Genomic DNA, 22,150 nt, shown 5'->3' with positions numbered 1-22,150 from the left:
ATGCCAGCAAGATCATAATGATCCTGCTGGCATTTTCATACTACGAATTATTAATATTGACCTGTATATTTAGGAGATACCAATGAAACGCCAGTTGCTGTCTTAAACTCTTGTACTCTGACATTTCTAGCAGCTTCAATAGACTCTAAGCCTAGCTTGTCCATTGTATCCATCGCTTCTTTATAATGTTTCTCGAATTCATCATCGGTTTTGGAGAACATCAATTTCGGTACAATTTGAGCCCAGAATACCGTTATTTTAGACTCAGCATTCGCTTCCTTAGATCCTGGCTCATATGCGTCAAATAGATTACCAGAGTCCAATTCGTCATTGCTAAACATATATTTAGATGAACCATAATATAGTGTGTCTACATATTCAGTCAATTCTGTAAAGTTCTTTTCTTTTACATTTTTCAACCAAACATCATTAGTGAACCACCAGATGGAGTCCATTCCCCATTTTTTCGCTGCAGCATTATAGTCTGCATTAATTTCCGCTTGAACATCGTCATTAAGCTTATATTTACCTTCTGGCGTTATTGTAAATGTTTCGCCTTCTTTACCGAATTGATTTACGGTTTGACCATGTTCACTATACATATAATCAATAAACTCAATTGCACGTTCCTTGTTCACTGATTTCTTATTAATAAATGTTAATGTCCAACCCTTATTAAGTGCTCTTCCGTATTGAGGAAGTGATCCATCATTAGACTTAATTGCATCAATTGCAATGTACTTAGCATTTGAATCAGTTTGAGCTAATTGAGTAACTGGAGTCGAATAATCAGCAATACTACCAATCTTCATAAATACTGCGCCTTGCGTAAGCTTTTCTTCTATTTGATTTCGTGCACTTGTAAAGTTCTCAAGCGATAATAAATTCTCTCTTGATAAGCGATTTACAAACTGTAGCATATGTTTATATTCTGAAGTTGTACGAGAATCCACATATGAACCATCCTCTGCTTCTGATACTGCACCAAATGAACCTGCAAGTATACCTAAAGAATCCGCAATATACTTATCTTTGTCATCGAAGTAGATCGGTGCTACTGTCATTCCATTATATTGAATATTAGCATCTTTTACTTTTTTCAAAGCTGCAATCAATGTATCTTCTTGCTGTAATTCTTCAACTGTAATACCAAGTTGATCCATAATATCTGCTCTTACTAGAATTTGACCATTTGAACGATCATTGAAATCAGGCTTAACATCTGGATATTGCTCTAACATTTCAGGAGATACATAGAAGTTCGGAATAGAATAAAAATTACCGTCACTTTGTGTGTACCAATCGATCATCGATTGAGGCAATATTGTAGAGAAGTATGGATCATATTCTTCGATTAATTCATTCATTGGCGCAACCATGCCACTATTGATTAACGTTTGAACTAGAGAAGTACTATTCCAACGATCAAGTGTAATAATATCTGGTAGATTTCCTGTTGCCATCATAACGTTAAATTCAGCATTTACATCATTACCAGCATGAAGAAAATCAACAGAGACACCAGTCTCATCTGTAATTAATTTATCAACAAAGTTATTTTTTGCATCCCATTTTTTAGAGTAGCCTGCTACCCCTGTGTACCAAGATAAGCTAACCGGAGATGTATCGCTTTTCCATGCTGGCTCATCAGCATTTGTACCGCTAGTTGCATTTGTATCCTCATTCTTTTGAGCGTTACCATTTGCTGATCCGTTATTACTAGAACAGCCTGAGATAATTAATGCCAGCATAACAATCATAATTGTTAGATTAAAAGATAGTTTTTTCATGTTGATCCCCCTGTAGTATAGTTTTTTTGTAATAATTTAAGTTGTTTTATCCTTTTACAGACCCGATTAGCATCCCTTTAATAAAGAACTTTTGGACGAATGGATACACAGCAACAATTGGTAATGAAGCTGCTACCATCGCAGCAAGCTGCAAAGTCGTCGTTGTTACAGAGCTTTGAGCTGCACCCAAATTACCTGACATATTCGCTAGTAATAACGCTGCTTCAGTACTTTGGATTAGTTTCAATATGTAAAGCTGTACCGTTTGCAGATCACTACCCATCGTATAAATCATAGAATCATAATAAGCATTCCAGTGACCTACAGCAGTGAACAAAGATACCGCCGCTATTACTGGTTTGGATAACGGTAATATGATTTGTAAAAATATACGATATTCACCTGCGCCGTCTATTTTCGCGGATTCTACTAAAGCATCAGGTAGTTCTGCAAAATAAGAACGGAAGAGAATAACATTCCAGAAACTAAATAACGTTGGAATAATATAGACTAAGAAGTTATTATACAATCCTAAAGAATTTAAGAGAATAAAATAAGGAATTAAGCCTCCGCTTAAGTACATACTCATTAATCCTAAAGTAGCATAAACATTTTTATATCTTAATGTTTTTCTTGAAAATGCATAAGCAAATAATGATGTAAAAAGAATATGGGTAACTGTACCAATAATTGTTCTCGCAAAGGTTACTCCAAATGCTTGAATTAGAGCATTGTCACTAAATAGTGCCTTATAATTATCGAGCGTAAAGGATCGGGTCCATAAATATACACCTCCCTTTGCATAATCTAGCCCAGTATTAAAAGATCCAATGATGGAATACCAAAATGGATAAAGCGTAATAATGATTAAACAAGTCATGAAAACGACATTAAATACGTTAAATATACGATCTGGCAATGAGTTGTCTTTTACCATGATAAACCTCCTAGAAGATACCTTTTCCTGAAATTTTCTTGGCAATAAAATTAGCTAGGTACAATAAGAAGACGGCAATAACTGTTTTCATTAAACCAACCGCTGTCGCATACTCCATTCTGAACTCTCTTAAGCCAACTTTATATACATAAGTATCTATAACTTCACTAGCATCAATGTTCAATGGATTTTGTAGAACAAAGAACTGATCGAAGCCACTATTCAAAATATTACTGATAGCAAATACTAGTAAAATAACAATCGTACCTGTTATGGAAGGCAACGTGATGTACCAAATTCTTTGGAAGCGTGAAGCTCCATCCATATAAGCAGCCTCATACATTTCTTGATCAATACCTGCGATTGCGGCTAAATATAAGATTGCACCCCATCCAAGCTCTTTAAATAAATTAGTTAGTACTGCTAACAACCAAAAGTAATCTTTCTCTCCAAGAAAATGGATCGGACTATCAATTACACCAAGTGATGTTAATACATGATTCACTACACCTGTACTTGGCGATAAAATACTGATTACTAGGCCACCGAAAATACTCCATGAAATAAAATGCGGCAAGTATGTTACCGTTTGTGTTAGTTTTTTGAAGCGTGATGAAGTAATTTCATTCAACATCACTGCAAAAATAATCGTAACTGGAAATGTAATCAATAACCCAAGAAGATTTATGCCTAGTGTATTACGGAGCATATTCCAAAAATTCATATCAGTCACGAACTCTTTAAAATTCGCAAGACCAACCCACTCGGCTTCGAAAATACCTTTTATTCCTGTAACAATGTTGTAGTCCTTAAACGCAACTAAAATCCCGTAAAGAGGGATAAAAGTGAATATTAAAATAAAAAGAATACCTGGAACAATCATAGATTGTAAAGACAACTGATCACGATCTCCTAGTATACTTTTCAGTTTCCCTCGACCAGCAGCTACTGGCACATCTGTTTCCTTCATCATCAAGGCTCCCCTCTTGTATGCTACTATTAAATTGTAAACGCTCTTAATTTATAGCAACAGGATGCTAGTTTGTGAAAAGGTATCATTTTTTATAAAAAAAAGCTAAGTATCCAAATCATGGACACTTAGCTTTTCATTATTTATTTTTTGGCGTTGAAATTGTCGTTTGATAACTTTTCGGTCCTACACCATAATAATTTTTAAATACACGCGTGAAGTTTTTAGGATTGCTATACCCTAGCGCTACTGCTACCTCATTAATTTTAACATTGACACCACTTAGCGCATTTTTGGCATATTCCATCCTAGTCTTTGTTACATAATCTTGAAACGTAGTTCCTGTGTTTTCTTTAAACATTTTACTGAAATAATGATAACTCACATTACAATAGTTAGCTACAATAGCCATATTAATTTCATCTAGTAAATGCTCCTGTACATATCGCTTTGCAATCTCGATAACATTATAACTCTTAAATAAATGTTCCCGAGCATCGATCGTTTGAAACATGCATGTTTTTAAATATATCCGAAGCTTTTCACCTTGAGAAAATAAATAAAAGTCTCTTTTTTCATTCGGATGCCAACTAATAATTTGTAGTATGCTATCATAAATTTGCTTTAAGCTATCCATACTATATTGTTTGAGCTGCTCATCACCAAAATAGCGCTGAATAAATGGGATGACATTATTTTTATTGGACATATCAATCATTTCAATCAGTTTTTTCACATCATCAGCTTCAAAGACAGCTTCCTTTTTCCCTTGAAGCACTCTCTCATCAATCATAGTATGTGGACGAACAGTAAGTTTATATTTCCAGCATTCATAAGAACTGCTATAAGCATCTTTAAGCGACACAGTTGATGAAATAAGTTCACCACGCGATATAATCATAGGAATATCTGAGAAAATAGTTATCGTCTCTTCCAATAACTTATCGACTTTACTAGTTGTATAGGACGAATCAGCATTAATCCAAAGGGCAAGATCGTTTTGCCAATTGTAGAAAGGATAGATATTGATACTCTCTTCCTCTCCGTATTCAGCAAGAAAATATTGTGCGAGCATCGAAGTCCAAGATGAAATTGTAGATTGCCCCTCCGTTGAGGTAATAATGGCTACACATGTCTGGCTATGTGGTAGAGGAAGTTGTAATCTTACAAATACTTCTTCATATGTTGTCGCTGTTGCCTCTACATTGCCTATCACACTATTTATTTCTCGACTAATTTTATCGATCCAAGAAAGATTTTTCTCAGTCGATCCTTGATTCTGCTGTTCTAGCTCGTACTCAAGACTAGCCATCATTTTACATAATGCCTCTCGTAGCTCATCCGTATGAACTGGCTTTAATAAATAATCGGTAACCCCTAACTTAAAGCTTTCTTTAACAAGATGAAACTCATCGTATCCACTAATGACTACTAATTTACAGCCTAGTTCTAACGCCATAAGCTTTTCAATAAATGATATCCCACCCAAATGCGGCATGTTAAGATCTGTTAAAATAATGTGAGGCTCATAACTTTGCAGTATCTCTATTGCATCGATTCCATCATTTGCAGTTTCAATTTCACTAATCTGCTCCAAATTCAGGTACAATATAATATCTTTAAGTCCCTCTCTAACAACTTCCTCGTCATCTACGATTAATAGTTTATACATTGTTGTAATTCCTTTCACTCGTAGGGAATTTTTATTAATATCTTCGTATACTCATGCTGTTTGCTCTGTACTGTCAAATAATAGACATCCCCATAATAAAGACGTAGGCGACTATTAATATTTTGCAATCCAATAGAACTACTTCTCTTAACACCTTCTGGCTGAAGTGGTAATTGGAATTGTTGGTTCAGCGCCTCTAGTTTTTGCTCTGACATCCCATTACCATTATCCTCAACTTGAATCCATAACTCATGTTTTTGAATCTCTATTGTAATATTTACTTCCAATTGTTCTTGAGCCTTAAGCTTGCCATACTTAATACTATTCTCAACAATTGGCTGTAATAGAAACTTGATTACTGGGTAGGTCTTCAATGTATCGTCCATCTTTACCTGCAGTGAAATACGTTGGCTTGTACTAATTTTTTGCAAACTCATATATTTTTTAATAAGCTCAATCTCTTCACCTAATGTAGATTGATGCGTTTGCTCACTTAAGTTATATCTCAATATTTTCCCGAAATCTGCAAGCGAATCAGCAATGTCGAACATTTTCTCTTTAATAAAGCGCATTCGAAAAATATCAAGTGTATTGTATATAAAATGAGGATTGATTTGATACTGCAATGCTTGAATTTGCGCTTCTTTTCTTAGACGTTCCTTCATAACTACATTATGTATAAGTTCATTATTCATATCGATTAAGTTATTAAAATCTTGTGCGATCTGACCTAATTCATCACGATTTGTATCGGGAATGCGCCTATTAATATCTCCAGACATTACCTTTTTCATAACAGAGATCATCCGATTAAGTCTTAAGAAAATCATCTTAACCATAACTAAGCAAGTTATAATTAACAATATTAAGCTTGCGAGCATAATCAGTACTTGATTCACAACACTATTTTTAGTCGAAGTGTTCAACTGATGAAGTGATGACTTTAACACAAAATATTGATCGAGCTCTTTCAATTGCTTATAAAAATATAGATGCTGATCATCAATAAAATGTCCTTGTTCATCTTTCAGATGCGGCGCTATAATAGAAAATTGCTCTTCATTATTCACGCTTGTCGTTGCATGAATGATGCCTGTATCGTTTAATAAAAACTGAACGTTTTCATTTTCATTCACATGATCATTAGATTGAAGTAAATAATCTTCCGCAATCATTATCGTCACAATTCCTAATAGGTTTCTGGTAGATGAATATAATTTGCTAACTAGCGTGTAGACATTACGATTCATGCTCAACTGACTTGGTGAATTGGGAACTTCATCTGGAGCTAGCCATATGTAAGACTTTGTCTCATCGTTCAAAAAACTTTGTATACTAGGATGTTGTTCCTGCTGCCTAAGATGAAGAAAGTAAGGCCATGACTCAGGTATATTTTCATTTTTCATAAACACTCTTATCGTGTAGTCATCCGATTCGGTAAATGCTGTAGCATATTTTACAATAGGTACGATCCCGTCCAAATAATAACTTAAAAATTCAGATTGATCGTCAAGGTACGGATCATCCATAAATTCTAGTAACTTAATATTTTTCACGACCACATCATTCAAGTCATAAGGAACAGCTAACTTGGTTTCTAATTCATCGCTAGCCTGATTAAAGGTAAACTCCATCTGTGTAATAAATTCATTCTGTATTCGTTCCGTCGAATTATGATTCAGTCGAATTAATACTAATGAAAATAGAATAAAAGGAATTGAATAAATAACAATCATCTTCACGATGATACTATTCAGCCCAAACTTTTGCCTCATCCTGCTGCACCCTCACCTAAGTTATTAGCATCTTATCACTTAACATTTGTATCATCTAGCTATATTGATGGTACCGCAGTCTGTATTGAGCTGGAGTAATCCCGTGCTCTCTCTTGAATAAACGTATAAAATAATTAGTATCCATACCTACTAGATTTGAAATTTCTTGAATCGTTAAATGATTATTCTCCTTCGATTCGAGTAATAATATGGCCTGCTCCAATCGTAATCTTTGCAAATAAGTAAGTGGATTTACACCATACATTTCTCTAAAGAGACGTTGAAAGTGTTGCACTGAATACCCAACAGCATAAGCAATATTTGCAATTCTTATGTTTTCATTGTAATGCTGCTGCATTAGATGAACTGCTCGTTGTAAGGCATGTGTTGATGGTGTTGAATGAACGATAGAAGAGGAGTTCTCTTTCTTTGCAACAATATTAGACAGTACAATGAGATATTCGTACAGCTGTACAGAAATATAACGATTAGCATTCTGTTCATCATCATAATGACTATGCCACATTTTGTAAAGTATATTACTTGATTCTTGTAATTGATTATTGTCCATTAGTATTGGTGATAGTATCGGAATCCCACTAGAACTAATTATTGACTCCACTAAATATCCATTTATACCCATATACCCTACTATCCATGTGCTATCCTGCTCAGGGTAATACTCATGAGCTAGCTTTCCTGGAACAAGTAAAGCTTGCCCCGCCTCCAAAACAACACTTTGTTGTCCAGCAAAATGAAATACACCTGCTCCTTCATAATTTATAAAGCATTGTAGCGTCGGATAACCAATAGGACGATTCTGATAAGTTTGCTCATGTAACCCACAACTGTATAAAGATAAAGGATAACTCTGATTGGAATGATTCTGAAACAAACGAAAAGGAAGCATAGCTATTCTCCTTAAATCTTCATTTTATATGATTATACTTATTTATATTTATAGCATATACATTGAGTCATCTATTGAACAGCCTAATAATAATAGGAATTATTATTAATATTGTTGATATACTGCTTCATCGCAACTCATTTTTACTCACCATATTCATTTTGTACTATTTTATATCCGCTTTTGTGCTAACGATTAACACTTTATTTTTCTTACAATGAAACTATATTTTTTTGAGAGGATGATTGTTATGCGTGAAAGATTAAGTATGGATAAGGATTGGCTTTTCCATTTAGGAGAACTACAACGTGATGATGAAACATCTCATGATGCGATATATGGAAATGCAAAAGCAGGTGGATTAAAAGGTGCAGCTAGCATTGAATGGAATGATAATGCATGGGATACTGTGCAACTACCTCATGATTGGTCCTATCAATTGCCCTTTGACCGTGAGCACGGTATTGCTGACTTTGGATATAAGCAAAGAGGTACAGGCTGGTATCGTAAAAAATTCAAACTTTCAACTGAAGATGAAGGAAAACAGCTTTTACTCGAATTTGATGGTATTGCTACTCATGCTACGATTTACTTGAATGGTAGTATATTAGAAAGAAACTACTGTGGATATACAAGTTTCGCGGTAGATATTACTGATCGAGCTTTCTATGGTGATCGTCCGAACCTACTAGTTGTGAAAGTGGATGCTTCTATTTCAGAAGGCTGGTGGTATGAGGGTGCAGGTATTTATCGCCATGTGTGGCTAACGAAAACAGCTCCATTACATATTGATCATCGTGGTGTATGGGTTCGCCCAGAAAAACAAGACGAAAAGCAGTGGCATACACATATTGAGACAAAGCTCAGTAACGAGGCTACGGGGCGTAAAGAATACAAGCTTATTTCTCAAATCTATAATGATAAAAAGCTGTTAGTAGCTGAGGATAGCTATTCAGATATACTAGAAGCTGGAGAAGCAAAATCTATTAATACACAAATCCCTGTTCAAGTTCCTGCACTTTGGGATGTAGATGCTCCACATTTATACGAACTACACTCAATTATCGAATATAATGGTCAGATTATCGATCGTGTAAAGACGACTTTTGGTTATCGTACGATTCGCATTTGTCCAGATAAGGGCTTCTATCTCAATGAACGCCAGCTAAAGTTAAAAGGAACTTGCAATCATCAGGATCATGCTGGGGTTGGAGTAGCTTTACCAGATGCTCTTCAGGAGTATCGTATTAAGCGCTTAAAGGATATGGGTAGTAATGCATATCGTTGTGCACATCACAATCCAACTCCAGAATTATTAGAGGTTTGTGACCGCTTAGGAATGCTCGTAATGGATGAGAATAGAAATTTTGATAGTTCTCGTGAAGGAATACTACAAGTCGAAAATATGGTTACTAGAGATCGTAACCATCCATCCGTTATTTTCTATAGTTTATTTAATGAGGAGCCGCTTCAAGGAACACCTATCGGTAGAAAAATGTTCCAGCGCATGAAGAAAGCTGTACAACAATTAGATCCAACTCGTCCTGTACTAGGAGCTATGCATGGCGGTGTAATGGAGGATCATGGCGTAGCAGATATTTCAGATATTACAGGCTTTAACTATATGAATGGCGCTTACGATAAATTCAAAGAGAAGCATCCGAAGCAACCAATGATCGGTTCAGAAACGGTTAGTGCCTTTTCAACTCGTAACTGCTATGAAAGTGATACTTCAAAGCAAGAGTTTGACAGCTATGATCGTGAACGAGCAAACTGGGGTAACACTGTCCGCGAATCTTGGAAAACGATCAATACCAGAGATTACGTTATGGGTACTTTCGTCTGGACTGGCTTCGATTATCGCGGAGAACCAACTCCTTATGAATGGCCAAGCGTAAGTACACACTTTGGTATTATGGATACTTGCGGCTTCCCTAAAGATGCCTATTACTTGTATCAAGCATTTTGGTTAGACGAGCCAATTTTGCATATTCTCCCTCATTGGAACTGGCAAGGTAAAGAAGGACAACCGATAGAAGTAATGGCTCATACTAATTGCGATGAGGTTGCTCTATATATCAATGGTAAATTAGTAAGCCGTCAAGCGGTAGATATTTACGAACAATTGATGTGGGAAGTTCCTTATGAACCAGGCGTTCTAAGGGCCGAGGGATATCGCAATCAGCAGGTTGTTAAAGTAACTGAAGTGAAAACTACAGGGGAAGCTGTAACTCTTAAAGCCGAGCTACAAAAGCAAGAGCTCCTTAGCAATGGTAAAGACGCTACAGTCGTTAATATTTATGCGGTAGATAAAGACAATAATTTCGTTCCAACTGACAATCGTCTACTCTCCTTCTCTATTCAAGGTGATGGCAAAATATTAGGCTCAGGTAATGGTAATCCAAACAGTCACGAATCCGATATTAGTAATGAGCGTTATCTGTTTAACGGTTGTATGCAATTAATTGTTCAAAGCACAGCTGGCACTACACCAATTTCATTACAATTTGAAAGTGATGGATTAGAAACATTACTGCTTCCTATTCCTATCGTTGCTACTGATGAGTATTCTCATATACCATCCGTAAGTGAACGATATATTAACGAATGGACCGTCTCTCAAACACCATATGCGCACCGTCCTGACCCTAACATGGAAATAGAGAGTACTGATATGAACAGCTGGGAAAAGGTTGATGTAAGCTTCGGGGCAAGAGAAACATTAAAAGGAATAGACGGCTATGTTATTTATCGCAATCGTATTCCAATGTCCTTTGTTCAACATGAGCAAGATCCTTATTTATGGTTCCATTCTATCTGTGGGAACGCCGAAATCTATATCAATGAAAAACTTGTCCTTAAACAAGATTTCCCATGGTCAATGGATTTGGAAGTACCACTTCGTTTACCTTTAGACAATGAGACGATTACTATTACAGTATTACTAGCTATCAACAAAGAAATGTACAGTCCAGGTGTAAATGGGGCTGTATCGATCAGGACTAAGTAAATATAAACACAAAAAAGGCTAATCCCTTAGTTATCGTAAGATAATTAAGGGATTAGCCTTTTCATTTACACTAGTAATCACTAGCAGCAGATTCCGCTTTGTTCACAATAGTTATGCCTGCACTAGCACCAATTCGAGATGCTCCTGCTTTTATCATTGCTACTGTTGTATCGTAATCACGAATACCACCTGAAGCTTTTACCCCTACCCGCTCACCTACAGTATGCCTCATTAGAGCAATATGCTCCGTCGTTGCACCTCCTGAGCTGAAACCAGTAGAAGTCTTCACATATTGCGCACCTGCTTCTACAGCAAGCTGACATGCAATCACAATTTCTTCATTCGTAAGCAAACTCGTTTCTAGAATTACCTTCACAATTGCAGAAGTACCCGAGGCATTTACAACTGCCTCAATATCCGATTTGACTGCACTTAAAAACCTACTTTTTAAGTAACCGACATTGAGTACCATATCAACTTCAGTCGCGCCATCCGCTACAGCCTGCTGTGCTTCTAACGCCTTAATTGATGATGCATTTGCTCCCAGTGGAAATCCTATTACCGTTGTAATACCTACATCACGTTCATCTTGTAATTGCTCTGCTGCAAGCTTTACCCAGCAGGGATGTATACATACTGTTGCAAAATGATATTGTTTCGCTTCTGTACATAATTGAATTATATTTTGCTCAGTAGCATCAGCTTTGAGCAATGTATGATCAATATAAGATGCTAGTTGATTTCCGTTCATCGTTAGCCACTCCTGTCATCGATATTTCATAGCCATTATTGTAACGTTAATGAAATGAAATAGCTATTCCAGAAGTATTATTTATATAACTTTATAAGATTAATTCTCAATACGACATAAGCGAATGCAAATAACTATACAGATAGTACAAACCCTCTGTAAAAACATGGTCATGATTACCCTGCAGTATCATGACCAGTCTCATTACAATAATTCTTTACGAAGTTCGGCAGCTGATTTCGGAGACAAGTAACCGAAAGGAATATCGAATACTGTCTTAGCACCTTTTTGTCCTTCATTTGCAAGCTTGTAAGCTGCACGTGCGTAAGCAACTAGAACGCTTGAAGTGAATTCTGGATTACTCTCCAAATTCAAACCAAACTCCATAATTTGCGTAGTATTTTCACCAGTTGTACCACTTCTCAGTACAAGTCCACCATGAGGCATAGCAGAGTGATTAGCTTCTAATTCTTCTTCAGAGATAAAGTTAACGATTGTATCATAATCTGAGAAGTAGTTAGGCATAGAAACTATTTCTTCTCTGATGCGCTCAAGATCCGCACCTTCTTCAGCCACTACATAGCATTCACGAAGATGTTTTTCACGAGTGGAAAACTCAGGGTTTTCCCCGTTACGTACACGTTGTACCGCATCTTCAACTGGAATAGTGTATTGTTTACCGTTTTTCACGCCAGCAACACGACGAATCGCATCAGAGTGACCTTGGCTTACCCCTTTACCCCAGAAAGTATATCCATTACCTACAGGTAAGATGGATTCAAACAATAATCTGTTCAAAGAGAATAGACCTGGGTCCCAGCCTGTTGAAATAACGGCTACTTTACCACCTTCAATAGCAGAAGCATTTACTTCATCGAAGTAAGCTGGAATTTTAGCATGAGTGTCAAAGCTGTCAACTACGTTGAACATTTTCGCAAATTGCGGTCCTTGTTCAGGAAGATCTGTAGCAGAACCTCCACATAGAATCATGACATCAATGTCATTTACAAAGTTTGTTGCATCCTCGATCGAATATGCTTTTGTGTTAGAAGAAATAGTTGCAGGATCTCTTCGAGTGAAAATTGCATCCACTTGCATATCCGGATTTTGCGCGATGGATAATTCAACTCCACGGCCAAGATTGCCGTATCCTACGATTCCAACGCGAATCCGCTTAGTCATATTGAAAACTCACCTTTCTTAATTTAAAGTTTGATTCTAGAAGCTTAAACCCAGCCTCTTGCTTCCATTGCAGCAGAGATGCGTTTAATTGCGATCATGTATGCAGCTTTACGAAGGTTTACATTGTACTCTTTCGCTAGATCGCGTACTTCCTTATATGAGTTAATCATAATTACTTCTAGTTTTTCAAGTACTTCTTCTTCGCTCCAGTAATAATTCATCAAGTTTTGTACCCACTCGAAGTAAGAAACAGTTACGCCACCTGCATTAGCAAGCACGTCAGGAATAACAATAATTCCTTTTTCTGTAAGAACACGGTCTGCTTCAGGAGTAGTAGGTCCATTAGCTGCTTCAGCTACAATTGTTGCTTTAATAGCTGCTGCATTTGCAGAAGTAATTACATTTTCAAGAGCTGCAGGGATAAGAACAGTTACATCAAGTTCAAGCAAAGCTTCATTAGAAATATGGAATTCTTTACCATAATCTAGAATAGAAGCATTATCTTTAAGTTCTCCAACTTTAGCAAGATCTAGTCCATTAGGATCGTAGATACCACCTTTAGAGTCACTTACTGCTACTACTTTACAACCAGCTTCATCAAGAAGACGAGCTGCAATACGACCAGCATTACCGAAACCTTGAATAGCAACTGTAGCTTCACTAGCAGTTTTACCCATATCTTCAAGAGATGCAAGAATTGTATATACACAACCTTGAGCAGTTGCTTCATTACGACCTTTAGAACCACCAAGAATAAGCGGTTTACCAGTAATTACACCAGGAGAGTTTACACCAGCAAGTTTGCTGTAAGTATCCATCATCCAGCCCATAGTTTGAGCGTTAGTGTAAACGTCTGGAGCAGGGATATCTTTATGTGGGCCAACGAAAGCAGCAATTGCTTCCATGAAACCACGGCTAATTCTTTCTAGTTCACCTTTACTATGCTCACGTGGGTTACAAATAACTCCACCTTTACCACCACCGTAAGGAAGGCCAACTACACCACATTTAAAGCTCATCCACATAGAAAGTGCTTTTACTTCGTCCAAAGTCACATCTGGATGGAAGCGAATTCCACCTTTAGTAGGACCAATTGCATCATTATGTTGAGAACGGTATCCTTCAAACACACGAACAGAACCATCATCCATTTTAATTGGGAAGTTAACTGTAAGAACACGCATAGGGCGTTTCAATACATTCGAAATATGCTCCGGCAAATTAAGTAATGCTGCCGCTGCATCAACTTGTTGTTGTGCAATCTCATATGGATTTAGAGTTTCCTGAATAACTGATACTGTCATAATAGATCTGCCCCTTATAATAGAATTCGACCACCTGATTGTGTCGTTTGTTACATCATACTCCTATATTTATATTTTGGGAAGAATAATGTGTGCATATAGTGCAAACTTTTTTGATAATATTACATTGTTAACTTACCTTACATTATGGTGTAATTAAAGTTTATGACTTACAACAGATTACTTCACATAAGCCAATTAAGTAATGGTTTTCATATTAAACTTTCATTATTATTACTTTTTCATTTGAATTAATGGCAGGTATTTATAAAATTAAATATCAACTAACGTTAGTTTTTAGATTGTTGGACTACCTTTCATGCTAAACCTATCGATACTTTATATACAATAGTGCCATTTACATCTCGACTTACGATCATATTGTTCACAATTTATTCACATTCAAGAGCCATCAAAAAGCACTGTACAAAAAGTGCAAATTTATTAAATTCAATATTTTTCATATAAAAAAAGCACTTTCCTTATTAGCGGTTAACTAATGTTGGAAAAGCACTCTTTTCAAATTTGCATTTTTCTACTTAAATAAAAGTTCAAAACAGTTGCTTGTCAGCGCCAAGTAGATGCCATGAAGCTAGGGAAGTGAAGCGCACAACGTACGTTATTGGTACGTGAGCACTGAAACAACCGATGAATGGCAACTTCGACGTCGACTTTGCTACGAAGCTACTCATCGCGATCACAAGTGACTGTTTTGAACTACCTCTTCCTATAAAAGTTCATAACAGTTGCTTGTCAGCGCCAAGTAGATGCCATGAAGCTAGGGAAGTGAAGCGCACAACGTACCTTATTGGTACGTGAGCACTGAAACAACCGATGAATGGCAACTTCGACATCGACTATGCTACGAAGCTACTCATCGCGATCACAAGTGACTGTTTTGAACTACCTCTTCCAATAAAAGTTCATAACAGTTGCTTGTCAGCGCCAAGAAGATGCCATGAAGCTAGGGAAGTGAAGCGCACAACGTACGTTATTGGTACGTGAGCACTGAAACAACCGATGAATGGCAACTTCGACGTCGACTTTGCTACGAAGCTACTCATCGCGATCACAAGTGATTGTTTTGAACTACCGCTCTACTTGCGGTGCATCTTGAACTCCAGGAACAACTCATTATAATGACTCAACATTCTCGGTCCAAGATTTTTATAGACCTCCAATCGAGAAGTCAGTTCTTCATCTGGATAGAAGCGCTCATCACCTGAAACTTCCTCATCTAATAACTCAAGTGCGGCATCGTTTGGAGTAGAATACCCTACATAATCTGCATTTTGCGCCGCTACTTCTGGATCAAGCATGAAATTAATGAATTGATGTGCACCTTCAATATTACGGGCAGTTGAAGGAATAACGATGTTATCGAACCATAGGTTAGAACCCTCACTCGGAACAATATAATCGAGATCTTCATTTTCATCCATTATTTCTCGAGCATCTCCAGACCATACTAATGCTGCTGCGGCTTCTTCATTAGCCATTAACATCTTGATCTCATCACCGACAATCGCTTTTACATTAGGCGTAAGTAGCGATAACTTCTTAAGTGCTTCTTGTAAATGTTCTTCATTGGTGTCATTCAAGGAATAACCTAACGAATTCAAGCCCATACCAATAACTTCACGGGCGCCATCAAGCAGAAACACATTGTTTTTTAACTGCTCATCCCAAAGATCATTCCAGCTTTCGAATGTAAGATCACCTACTAAATCTGGATTATAGACGATACCTACGGTCCCCCAGAAATAAGGAATAGAATATTTATTATCAGGGTCAAAGGCTAGACCGAGAAAATTAGGATCTATATTTTTCAAATTAGGTAATTTATTATGATCAATTGGCAGTAATAATCCTTCTGCCTTCATCTTATCAATGGCATATTCCGATGGAATACTTATATCAAAGGTTGTACCACCTTGCTTGATTTTCGTCATCATTGCTTCATTCGAATCGAAGGTTTGGTAGATAACTTTAATGCCTGTTTCTGATTCAAAGCGTTTAATCAACTCAGGATCGATGTAATCTCCCCAATTATATATCGTTAATGTATTATCTCCAGAGTATCCTTCACTCTTATTCATATAATCAACGAGATAAATTAAGCCGAAGCAGACAACAAAAACGAGAATAAACATTCTTGTTATTTGTTTCATTGTTTTGCCCCCTTATCTTCTAATCGACTATTACGTTGGTTAATGAAGTAATATCCAATAACCAGTAATACCGTAAATAAGAATATAAGTGTTGAAAGAGCGTTAATGGAAAGAGATACCCCTTGTCTAGCGCGAGAATAGATTTCTACTGCTAATGTAGAATAGCCATTACCCGTTACGAAGAATGTAACTGCAAAATCATCCAAGGAATAAGTTAATGCCATAAAGAATCCTGCAAAAATACCTGACTTAATGAACGGCATTACAACACGTGCGATAACATGCCATGTACTCGCTCCTAGGTCACGCGCAGCATCAATCAATGAATTGTTCATCTCTTGAAGCTTAGGCAATACCATAATAACAACAATCGGAATGCTGAATGCAATATGAGATAGCAATACCGATACAAATCCAAGTTTCACGCCCACAATAGTAAACAGAATTAAAAACGATGCACCAATAATAACATCCGGACTAACAATCAAGACATTGTTAAGTGTAAGCAAAGTTTGCTTAGATTTGCTACGCATAAAATGAATCGCAATGGCACCAAATACACCAATAATTGTTGATATCGCTGCTGACAATAGCGCAATAACGAATGTATTAAGCACAATAATTAACAGACGAGTATCTTGCATCACTTCTTTGTAATGATCAAATGTGAACCCTTCAAAACCTGTCATTGTTCCACCGCTGTTAAAGGAATACACCATTAGATATACAATCGGAGCATATAGCACGATGAATACTGCAATGAGATATATACGAGAGTACTTTAATTTATCGTTTAACAAAATCTAGCCCTCGCTTTCTCAGGCCCATGAGCATCATGACAACGACCATTATTATAATTAAGAATACGGCAATTGTTGCCCCCATTCCCCAGTCTTGAGTTACAAGGAAATGCTGTTCAATAGCGGTACCAAGCGTAATCACTCGATTCCCGGCAATTAAACGAGTAAGCATAAACAATGACAGCGCGGGAATAAATACTGCAATACAACCCGCCTTAACACCGTCCAGCGTTAGTGGGAAAATTACTTTTCGGAATGTCCCCCACGAGGACGCACCTAAATCTCTTGCAGCATAGATAAGAGAGGGATTCATTTTCTCTAATGCATTGTAGATCGGTAATATCATAAACGGAATAAAGATATATACCGATACAAAAATAAAACTGAAATCGGTAAATAAAATTTGACGGTTTCCAATGCCGACCGTTTCAAGTAACGCATTCACAATACCATACGTGCCAAATATACCGATAAACGCGTATGCTTTTAGCAATAGGTTAATCCAGCTAGGTAATATGATTAATAATAACCATAATGACTTATGCTTCGTTTTCGTCAATAAATACGCCGTAGGATACGCGATTGCCAAAGAAAATATTGTAATAAGCAATGCATACCAAAATGAGCTTAACGTCATTTTCATATAGACTGGTGTGAAAAATTTCTGGTAATTTTCAAACGTGAATGCTCCTTCAACATTGAAGAAAGAGTAATACACAATAAGAATAATCGGTGCAATTACGAATAAAACGATCCATAAAATATAAGGAACCAAATATATATTGCGTGTTTTAGTTTCCATGATTCATCTCCTTAGTTGGAGATGCTAACTCCTTATGATCAACTTCACTGTCTTCATAAGATTCCAGTCGTTTATCAAATTCTTCTTCTGTCTCACCAAGTCGCATAACGTGAATGGCTTCAGGCTCAAAGTATAGAGCAATACGTTCCCCCACTGTCGCTTTACGAGTACTATGTACTAGCCATTCATTATCATTATCATCATAACAACAAATTTCATAATGTACGCCTCGGAACAATTGTGAGTCTACTCGAGCATGAAGTTGACTACGATCCAAGCCAACAATTTCAATATCTTCAGGACGAATAACAATATCCACGGTCTCATTGACATTTAAGCCTTGATCGACACATGGAACTACTGTCCCTGAAATTTCCACTTCAAAATCTTTAATCATCTTACCCTTTACAATATTTGATTCCCCGATAAAATCAGCAACAAAACGGTTTATTGGTTCATCGTAAATATCGATAGGTGTACCCGACTGTTGAATAATACCACCATTTAATACGAAGATTTCATCAGACATCGCTAATGCCTCTTCTTGGTCATGTGTGACAAATATAAAAGTAATGCCCAGTCTGCGTTGTAGTTCCCTCAACTCGTATTGCATCTCAGTTCTTAACTTAAGATCTAATGCAGATAAAGGTTCATCTAACAACAATATTTGCGGCTCATTTACTATAGCTCGCGCAATTGCAACACGTTGGCGCTGACCACCAGACATTTCCGTAATTTCACGATTTTCGTAACCTACTAAGTTAACAAACTTTAATGCCTCTGCCACTTTTTCTTTAATAACTGCTTCCTTCATCTTTTTGATACGTAGACCAAAGGCAACATTCTCAAATACATTAAGATGTGGAAATAAAGCATAATCTTGAAACACCGTATTCACTTGGCGCTCATTGGCAGGTAAATTATTTATCACTTTTCCATTGAAATAAATATTCCCTTGGCTTGGCGCTGTGAATCCCGCAATTAGACGAAGAATCGTCGTTTTACCACAGCCCGAAGGACCTAGCAACGTATAAAATTTACCACGCTCTATCTCAAAGCTGACATTTTTCAGAACGGCTGGGTCACGCTCATCGTATTGTTTTGAAACACCTTCAAAACGAATAATCGTTTGTTCCATTTCTTTGACTCCTTTAACTTTACAATTAAGGTGATTATACATGATTATCATCTTTTTGTGTTCATTATTAGACATCTACCATCTATATTTACTTAATTTCTACATAAATCATCAAAACCATGTATCGTATCTATAAAATGCCATCCATTTTTTCATATTAATACTATTTCCCACAAAAAAACTCATCTCGAGCAGTATGCACTACCCGAGATGAGAATTCTCAATAATCTATTCTGTTACGTTTTGAAACTTCTTTTTGAAACTTACATTCATGTAAATGTAGCTTAAAATTGAACATCCAATCATTAACGCTAACAATGGCCATACACTACTCCAGAACATATCCATATCACCACTAGAAATAGCTTGTTTGAATCCTGTCACCGTATACGTCATCGGTAAGAAAGGATTAATCGCTTGTAACCAATTTGGTACAAGTTCAATTGGGAATGTTCCAGCTGAACTAGTTAGTTGAAGAATTAGCAACACAATTGCAATAAATCTACCAACATTGTCCATTGTCACACATAACAATTGAATTAACATCATATAAGTCAAACTCGTAATAATTGCGAATAAGAAGAATGCTCCAAGATTCACTACTTCCAGATCAAGAATTGGTAAAATAGATGCACCAAGGATTAATGCTTGAAGAATAGCGATTAAACCAACAACAGCTGTTTTACCAGTATACCAACTTCTACCACTATGTGGTTTCAATGATGGTTCTCTCATAGAATATACAACAGTAAGCAACATACATCCTACATATAATCCCAGTGAAATAAAGTAAGGAGCAAATCCTGTACCGTAGTTAGGTACATTAGAATAAGAACTTGTCGTTAATACGACTGGTTCAACGAATTGATCCTTCATCTGCTCAGTTAATGTAAGATTAAGTGATTCTCCATTAGCGTCACCTAATTTTGTTGCAAGTTCATTCGCTCCTTCATCAAGCGTTGTTAAACCTGTAACTAATTCCTTATTTCCGGCAACCAATTCCTTACTACCTGATACGAATTTATCACTAGAACCTTTAAGTGACTGTAGACCTGCTGCTAATTGAGTAGATCCCTCTTTTGCAGAAGTAATCCCTGTTGCCAATTGATTAGCACCTTGCTTAGCTTCAGTTAGTTTCGTAACTAATTGATTTGATCCCGTTGACAAGCCACTCAATCCATTAACTACTTGCGAGGAACCAGCTATTAATTGATTCTCACCTTGTTCTTGCGCCAACAAGCCATTAACCAATTGTTCACTACCAGCTAATAATTGTTGGAATGAGGCACTACCTGCCAAGTCACTACTCTGACTTGCTAATTGCTGTAAACCTGCTTGTAATTGCATTGCACCTTGCTTCAATGCTGTTGTACCTTCACTAATATCGTTAAGACCAGTATCTAAGCTTGCATATTGTTTTGCTAACTGAGAAATACCACCATTCAAGGTTTGTGCTCCTTCAGTTAATTGGGACATCCCGCTACTTAGATTTTTACCACCAGTTTGCAAAGTACCAAGTCCGCTAGATAATTGCGTACCAGCAGTATTTAATTGAGTAGCACCAGTCTGTAATTCAATTAAACCATCTGCTAACGTTTGTTGGCCTGCAAGTAACTTAGTTGCACCTGCCTTAGCTGAATCCGTACCATCAGCTATTTTGTGAGCCCCTTCACTTGCTGCTTCGATACCTTCAAGCGCTACCCCTATTTGTTCATATATAGAAGTAACATATGTTTTTGATATTTGTTGATTAAGCAATGTTGTCATCTGGGCTGCGGCAGTACCGCCAATCTGACCTGCTAAGAAGTTATATCCTTCATTAGGCGTATAAATCAATTCTGCCTGCTCGGGATTATCACCCACTAAGGAAATTGCTTGCTCAGAAAATTTTTGAGGAATTTGAATCATTATATAATAATAATTATCTTTAAGTCCCGCTACTGCTTCTTGCTTAGTTACAAACTCATAATTGAAGTCTCCCGACTCTTTCAATTGATCGACAAACTCGTCACCAATTTTCATTTGCTCTCCGTTTAACTCTGCTCCAGCATCTTCGTTAACAATCGCTACTGGAATTTTGTCTAACTTAGCATATGGATCCCAAAATGCTCCTAAAAATAATGCAGAATATAGCAGAGGAATTAACATTACTGCTATGACTGGTATTACAACTTTTTTGTTCCGAACGATACTGCTAAATTCAGAACCGATTTGACTATTTCTCGACATTCTTCATTCACCTCTAAATTTATTGTCTAACTGACCATTTTCCTCAATTGGTCATTTTATTTGAAAAGAAAAGGCCTCTCTATGAGATAGCCAAGCCCTTCTCCAAGTAAAACCGTAATCGTTGTGCGATTTCCTGCTTTTGCAATGTTTCGTGCTTTGCACTCCACTCTACAGCAAGGGCAGTATATAATCGAAACATGACAAATGCGGTCATTTGAGTATCACAGGCTTTAATCTCATTACGATTAATAGCATGCTCTATTTTGCTTGCAATATGCTCAATGATTACCTGCTCCATCTGTACTAATGCCTCATTCGCCATAGGTGTACCAATTTCTCTTACTTCTTGAGTTAATTTCAGTGCTAATTCATGATCTTTGCGGAATTCGAGAAGCTCATTCAATGCTTCAGTTAAATTATCAAAAAATGAACGCTCATCACTTATTACTCTTTCAGCAACATACTTCATCTCTAACAATAATTTGTTCATTACCTCTTGAAATAATTCTTCTTTGTTAGCAAAAAACGTATAGATTGTACCTTTACCAACATTAGCTATTTTGGCTACTTGTTCCATTGTCGTTCCTTTATATCCAAATAAAGAGAATGACTTTGAAGCGGCATCTACAATTAATGATCGTCTATCAATGGACACGTTATCACCTCCACTTACTGAACTATGATTTCAAGAGTTTATATATTTGTCTTG

Annotated in this window: 16 protein-coding genes; 1 reads left to right on the top strand and 15 read right to left on the bottom strand. The window is 36.8% G+C overall.

Annotated features, from left to right (window positions below):
- Window positions 1-50: 50 nt before the first annotated feature.
- The 6 genes from NV377_RS21915 to NV377_RS21890 form a co-directional block, all read right to left on the bottom strand.
- Entirely contained in the window at window positions 51-1,790 is a 1,740-nt protein-coding gene (locus tag NV377_RS21915) for an extracellular solute-binding protein (RefSeq protein WP_258202930.1), read from the bottom strand.
- Window positions 1,791-1,836: 46 nt separating this feature from the next.
- Window positions 1,837-2,727 carry a carbohydrate ABC transporter permease gene (locus NV377_RS21910; RefSeq protein WP_258202929.1) on the bottom strand — a complete coding sequence of 297 codons (891 nt, stop codon included), beginning with the start codon at window positions 2,725-2,727 and terminating at the stop codon, window positions 1,837-1,839.
- A 10-nt stretch (window positions 2,728-2,737) separates the two neighbouring features.
- The gene (locus NV377_RS21905) at window positions 2,738-3,700 is read right to left on the bottom strand and encodes an ABC transporter permease (RefSeq protein ID WP_258202928.1); all 963 of its coding nucleotides are present in this window, start codon (window positions 3,698-3,700) and stop codon (window positions 2,738-2,740) included.
- A 136-nt stretch (window positions 3,701-3,836) separates the two neighbouring features.
- Window positions 3,837-5,369: a response regulator transcription factor gene (locus NV377_RS21900; protein ID WP_258202927.1), complete on the bottom strand. Its 1,533-nt coding sequence runs from the start codon at window positions 5,367-5,369 to the stop codon at window positions 3,837-3,839.
- 14 nt (window positions 5,370-5,383) lie between these two features.
- The gene (locus tag NV377_RS21895) at window positions 5,384-7,144 is read right to left on the bottom strand and encodes a sensor histidine kinase (protein ID WP_258202926.1); all 1,761 of its coding nucleotides are present in this window, start codon (window positions 7,142-7,144) and stop codon (window positions 5,384-5,386) included.
- 55 nt (window positions 7,145-7,199) lie between these two features.
- A complete protein-coding gene (locus NV377_RS21890; protein ID WP_258202925.1) occupies window positions 7,200-8,054 on the bottom strand; it encodes a helix-turn-helix domain-containing protein in 855 nt (284 codons plus the stop codon).
- A 250-nt stretch (window positions 8,055-8,304) separates the two neighbouring features.
- Between NV377_RS21890 and galA the strand changes: the two genes are divergently transcribed.
- Window positions 8,305-11,064, top strand: a complete 2,760-nt coding sequence (galA, locus tag NV377_RS21885; protein WP_258202924.1) for a beta-galactosidase GalA — start codon at window positions 8,305-8,307, stop codon at window positions 11,062-11,064.
- A gap of 70 nt (window positions 11,065-11,134) precedes the next feature.
- On the opposite strand, the gene deoC is transcribed toward galA, so the two are convergent.
- The 9 genes from deoC to NV377_RS21840 form a co-directional block, all read right to left on the bottom strand.
- Window positions 11,135-11,815, bottom strand: a complete 681-nt coding sequence (deoC, locus tag NV377_RS21880) for a deoxyribose-phosphate aldolase (protein ID WP_258202923.1) — start codon at window positions 11,813-11,815, stop codon at window positions 11,135-11,137.
- Between the two features lie 204 nt (window positions 11,816-12,019).
- Complete coding sequence (locus tag NV377_RS21875) at window positions 12,020-12,997, bottom strand: diaminopimelate dehydrogenase (RefSeq protein WP_258202922.1); 978 nt, start codon at window positions 12,995-12,997, stop codon at window positions 12,020-12,022.
- Window positions 12,998-13,041: 44 nt separating this feature from the next.
- On the bottom strand, window positions 13,042-14,301 hold the full coding sequence (locus NV377_RS21870; RefSeq protein WP_258202921.1) for a Glu/Leu/Phe/Val family dehydrogenase: 1,260 nt from the start codon (window positions 14,299-14,301) through the stop codon (window positions 13,042-13,044).
- Between the two features lie 1,097 nt (window positions 14,302-15,398).
- On the bottom strand, window positions 15,399-16,472 hold the full coding sequence (locus NV377_RS21865) for an ABC transporter substrate-binding protein (protein ID WP_258202920.1): 1,074 nt from the start codon (window positions 16,470-16,472) through the stop codon (window positions 15,399-15,401).
- Window positions 16,469-17,272, bottom strand: coding sequence for an ABC transporter permease (locus tag NV377_RS21860; RefSeq protein WP_258202919.1), 804 nt, complete (start codon window positions 17,270-17,272; stop codon window positions 16,469-16,471). Before NV377_RS21860 ends, NV377_RS21865 begins: the two co-directional genes overlap by 4 nt.
- A complete protein-coding gene (locus NV377_RS21855; protein ID WP_258202918.1) occupies window positions 17,259-18,074 on the bottom strand; it encodes an ABC transporter permease in 816 nt (271 codons plus the stop codon). The genes NV377_RS21860 and NV377_RS21855 overlap by 14 nt, the downstream gene beginning before the upstream one ends.
- Window positions 18,064-19,212, bottom strand: coding sequence for an ABC transporter ATP-binding protein (locus tag NV377_RS21850; protein WP_258202917.1), 1,149 nt, complete (start codon window positions 19,210-19,212; stop codon window positions 18,064-18,066). The genes NV377_RS21855 and NV377_RS21850 overlap by 11 nt, the downstream gene beginning before the upstream one ends.
- A 228-nt stretch (window positions 19,213-19,440) precedes the next feature.
- Window positions 19,441-21,441: a YhgE/Pip family protein gene (locus NV377_RS21845; RefSeq protein ID WP_258202916.1), complete on the bottom strand. Its 2,001-nt coding sequence runs from the start codon at window positions 21,439-21,441 to the stop codon at window positions 19,441-19,443.
- A gap of 79 nt (window positions 21,442-21,520) precedes the next feature.
- Window positions 21,521-22,096, bottom strand: a complete 576-nt coding sequence (locus NV377_RS21840) for a TetR/AcrR family transcriptional regulator (RefSeq protein WP_258202915.1) — start codon at window positions 22,094-22,096, stop codon at window positions 21,521-21,523.
- Window positions 22,097-22,150 lie beyond the last annotated feature (54 nt).

Source organism: Paenibacillus endoradicis (assembly GCF_024721975.1).
Note: the sequence above shows the minus strand (reverse complement) of the source record. Positions and strands in the feature narration are given on the sequence as shown.

Coding starts and splice junctions, on each gene's coding strand:
- deoC (WP_258202923.1), bottom strand. CDS start 11,815: ATGAACGGAAATCAACTAGCATCTTATATTGATCATACATTGCTCAAA.
- NV377_RS21855 (WP_258202918.1), bottom strand. CDS start 18,074: ATGGAAACTAAAACACGCAATATATATTTGGTTCCTTATATTTTATGG.
- NV377_RS21910 (WP_258202929.1), bottom strand. CDS start 2,727: ATGGTAAAAGACAACTCATTGCCAGATCGTATATTTAACGTATTTAAT.
- NV377_RS21865 (WP_258202920.1), bottom strand. CDS start 16,472: ATGAAACAAATAACAAGAATGTTTATTCTCGTTTTTGTTGTCTGCTTC.
- NV377_RS21900 (WP_258202927.1), bottom strand. CDS start 5,369: ATGTATAAACTATTAATCGTAGATGACGAGGAAGTTGTTAGAGAGGGA.
- NV377_RS21875 (WP_258202922.1), bottom strand. CDS start 12,997: ATGACTAAGCGGATTCGCGTTGGAATCGTAGGATACGGCAATCTTGGC.
- NV377_RS21895 (WP_258202926.1), bottom strand. CDS start 7,144: ATGAGGCAAAAGTTTGGGCTGAATAGTATCATCGTGAAGATGATTGTT.
- NV377_RS21905 (WP_258202928.1), bottom strand. CDS start 3,700: ATGATGAAGGAAACAGATGTGCCAGTAGCTGCTGGTCGAGGGAAACTG.
- galA (WP_258202924.1), top strand. CDS start 8,305: ATGCGTGAAAGATTAAGTATGGATAAGGATTGGCTTTTCCATTTAGGA.
- NV377_RS21845 (WP_258202916.1), bottom strand. CDS start 21,441: ATGTCGAGAAATAGTCAAATCGGTTCTGAATTTAGCAGTATCGTTCGG.
- NV377_RS21915 (WP_258202930.1), bottom strand. CDS start 1,790: ATGAAAAAACTATCTTTTAATCTAACAATTATGATTGTTATGCTGGCA.
- NV377_RS21870 (WP_258202921.1), bottom strand. CDS start 14,301: ATGACAGTATCAGTTATTCAGGAAACTCTAAATCCATATGAGATTGCA.
- NV377_RS21890 (WP_258202925.1), bottom strand. CDS start 8,054: ATGCTTCCTTTTCGTTTGTTTCAGAATCATTCCAATCAGAGTTATCCT.
- NV377_RS21850 (WP_258202917.1), bottom strand. CDS start 19,212: ATGGAACAAACGATTATTCGTTTTGAAGGTGTTTCAAAACAATACGAT.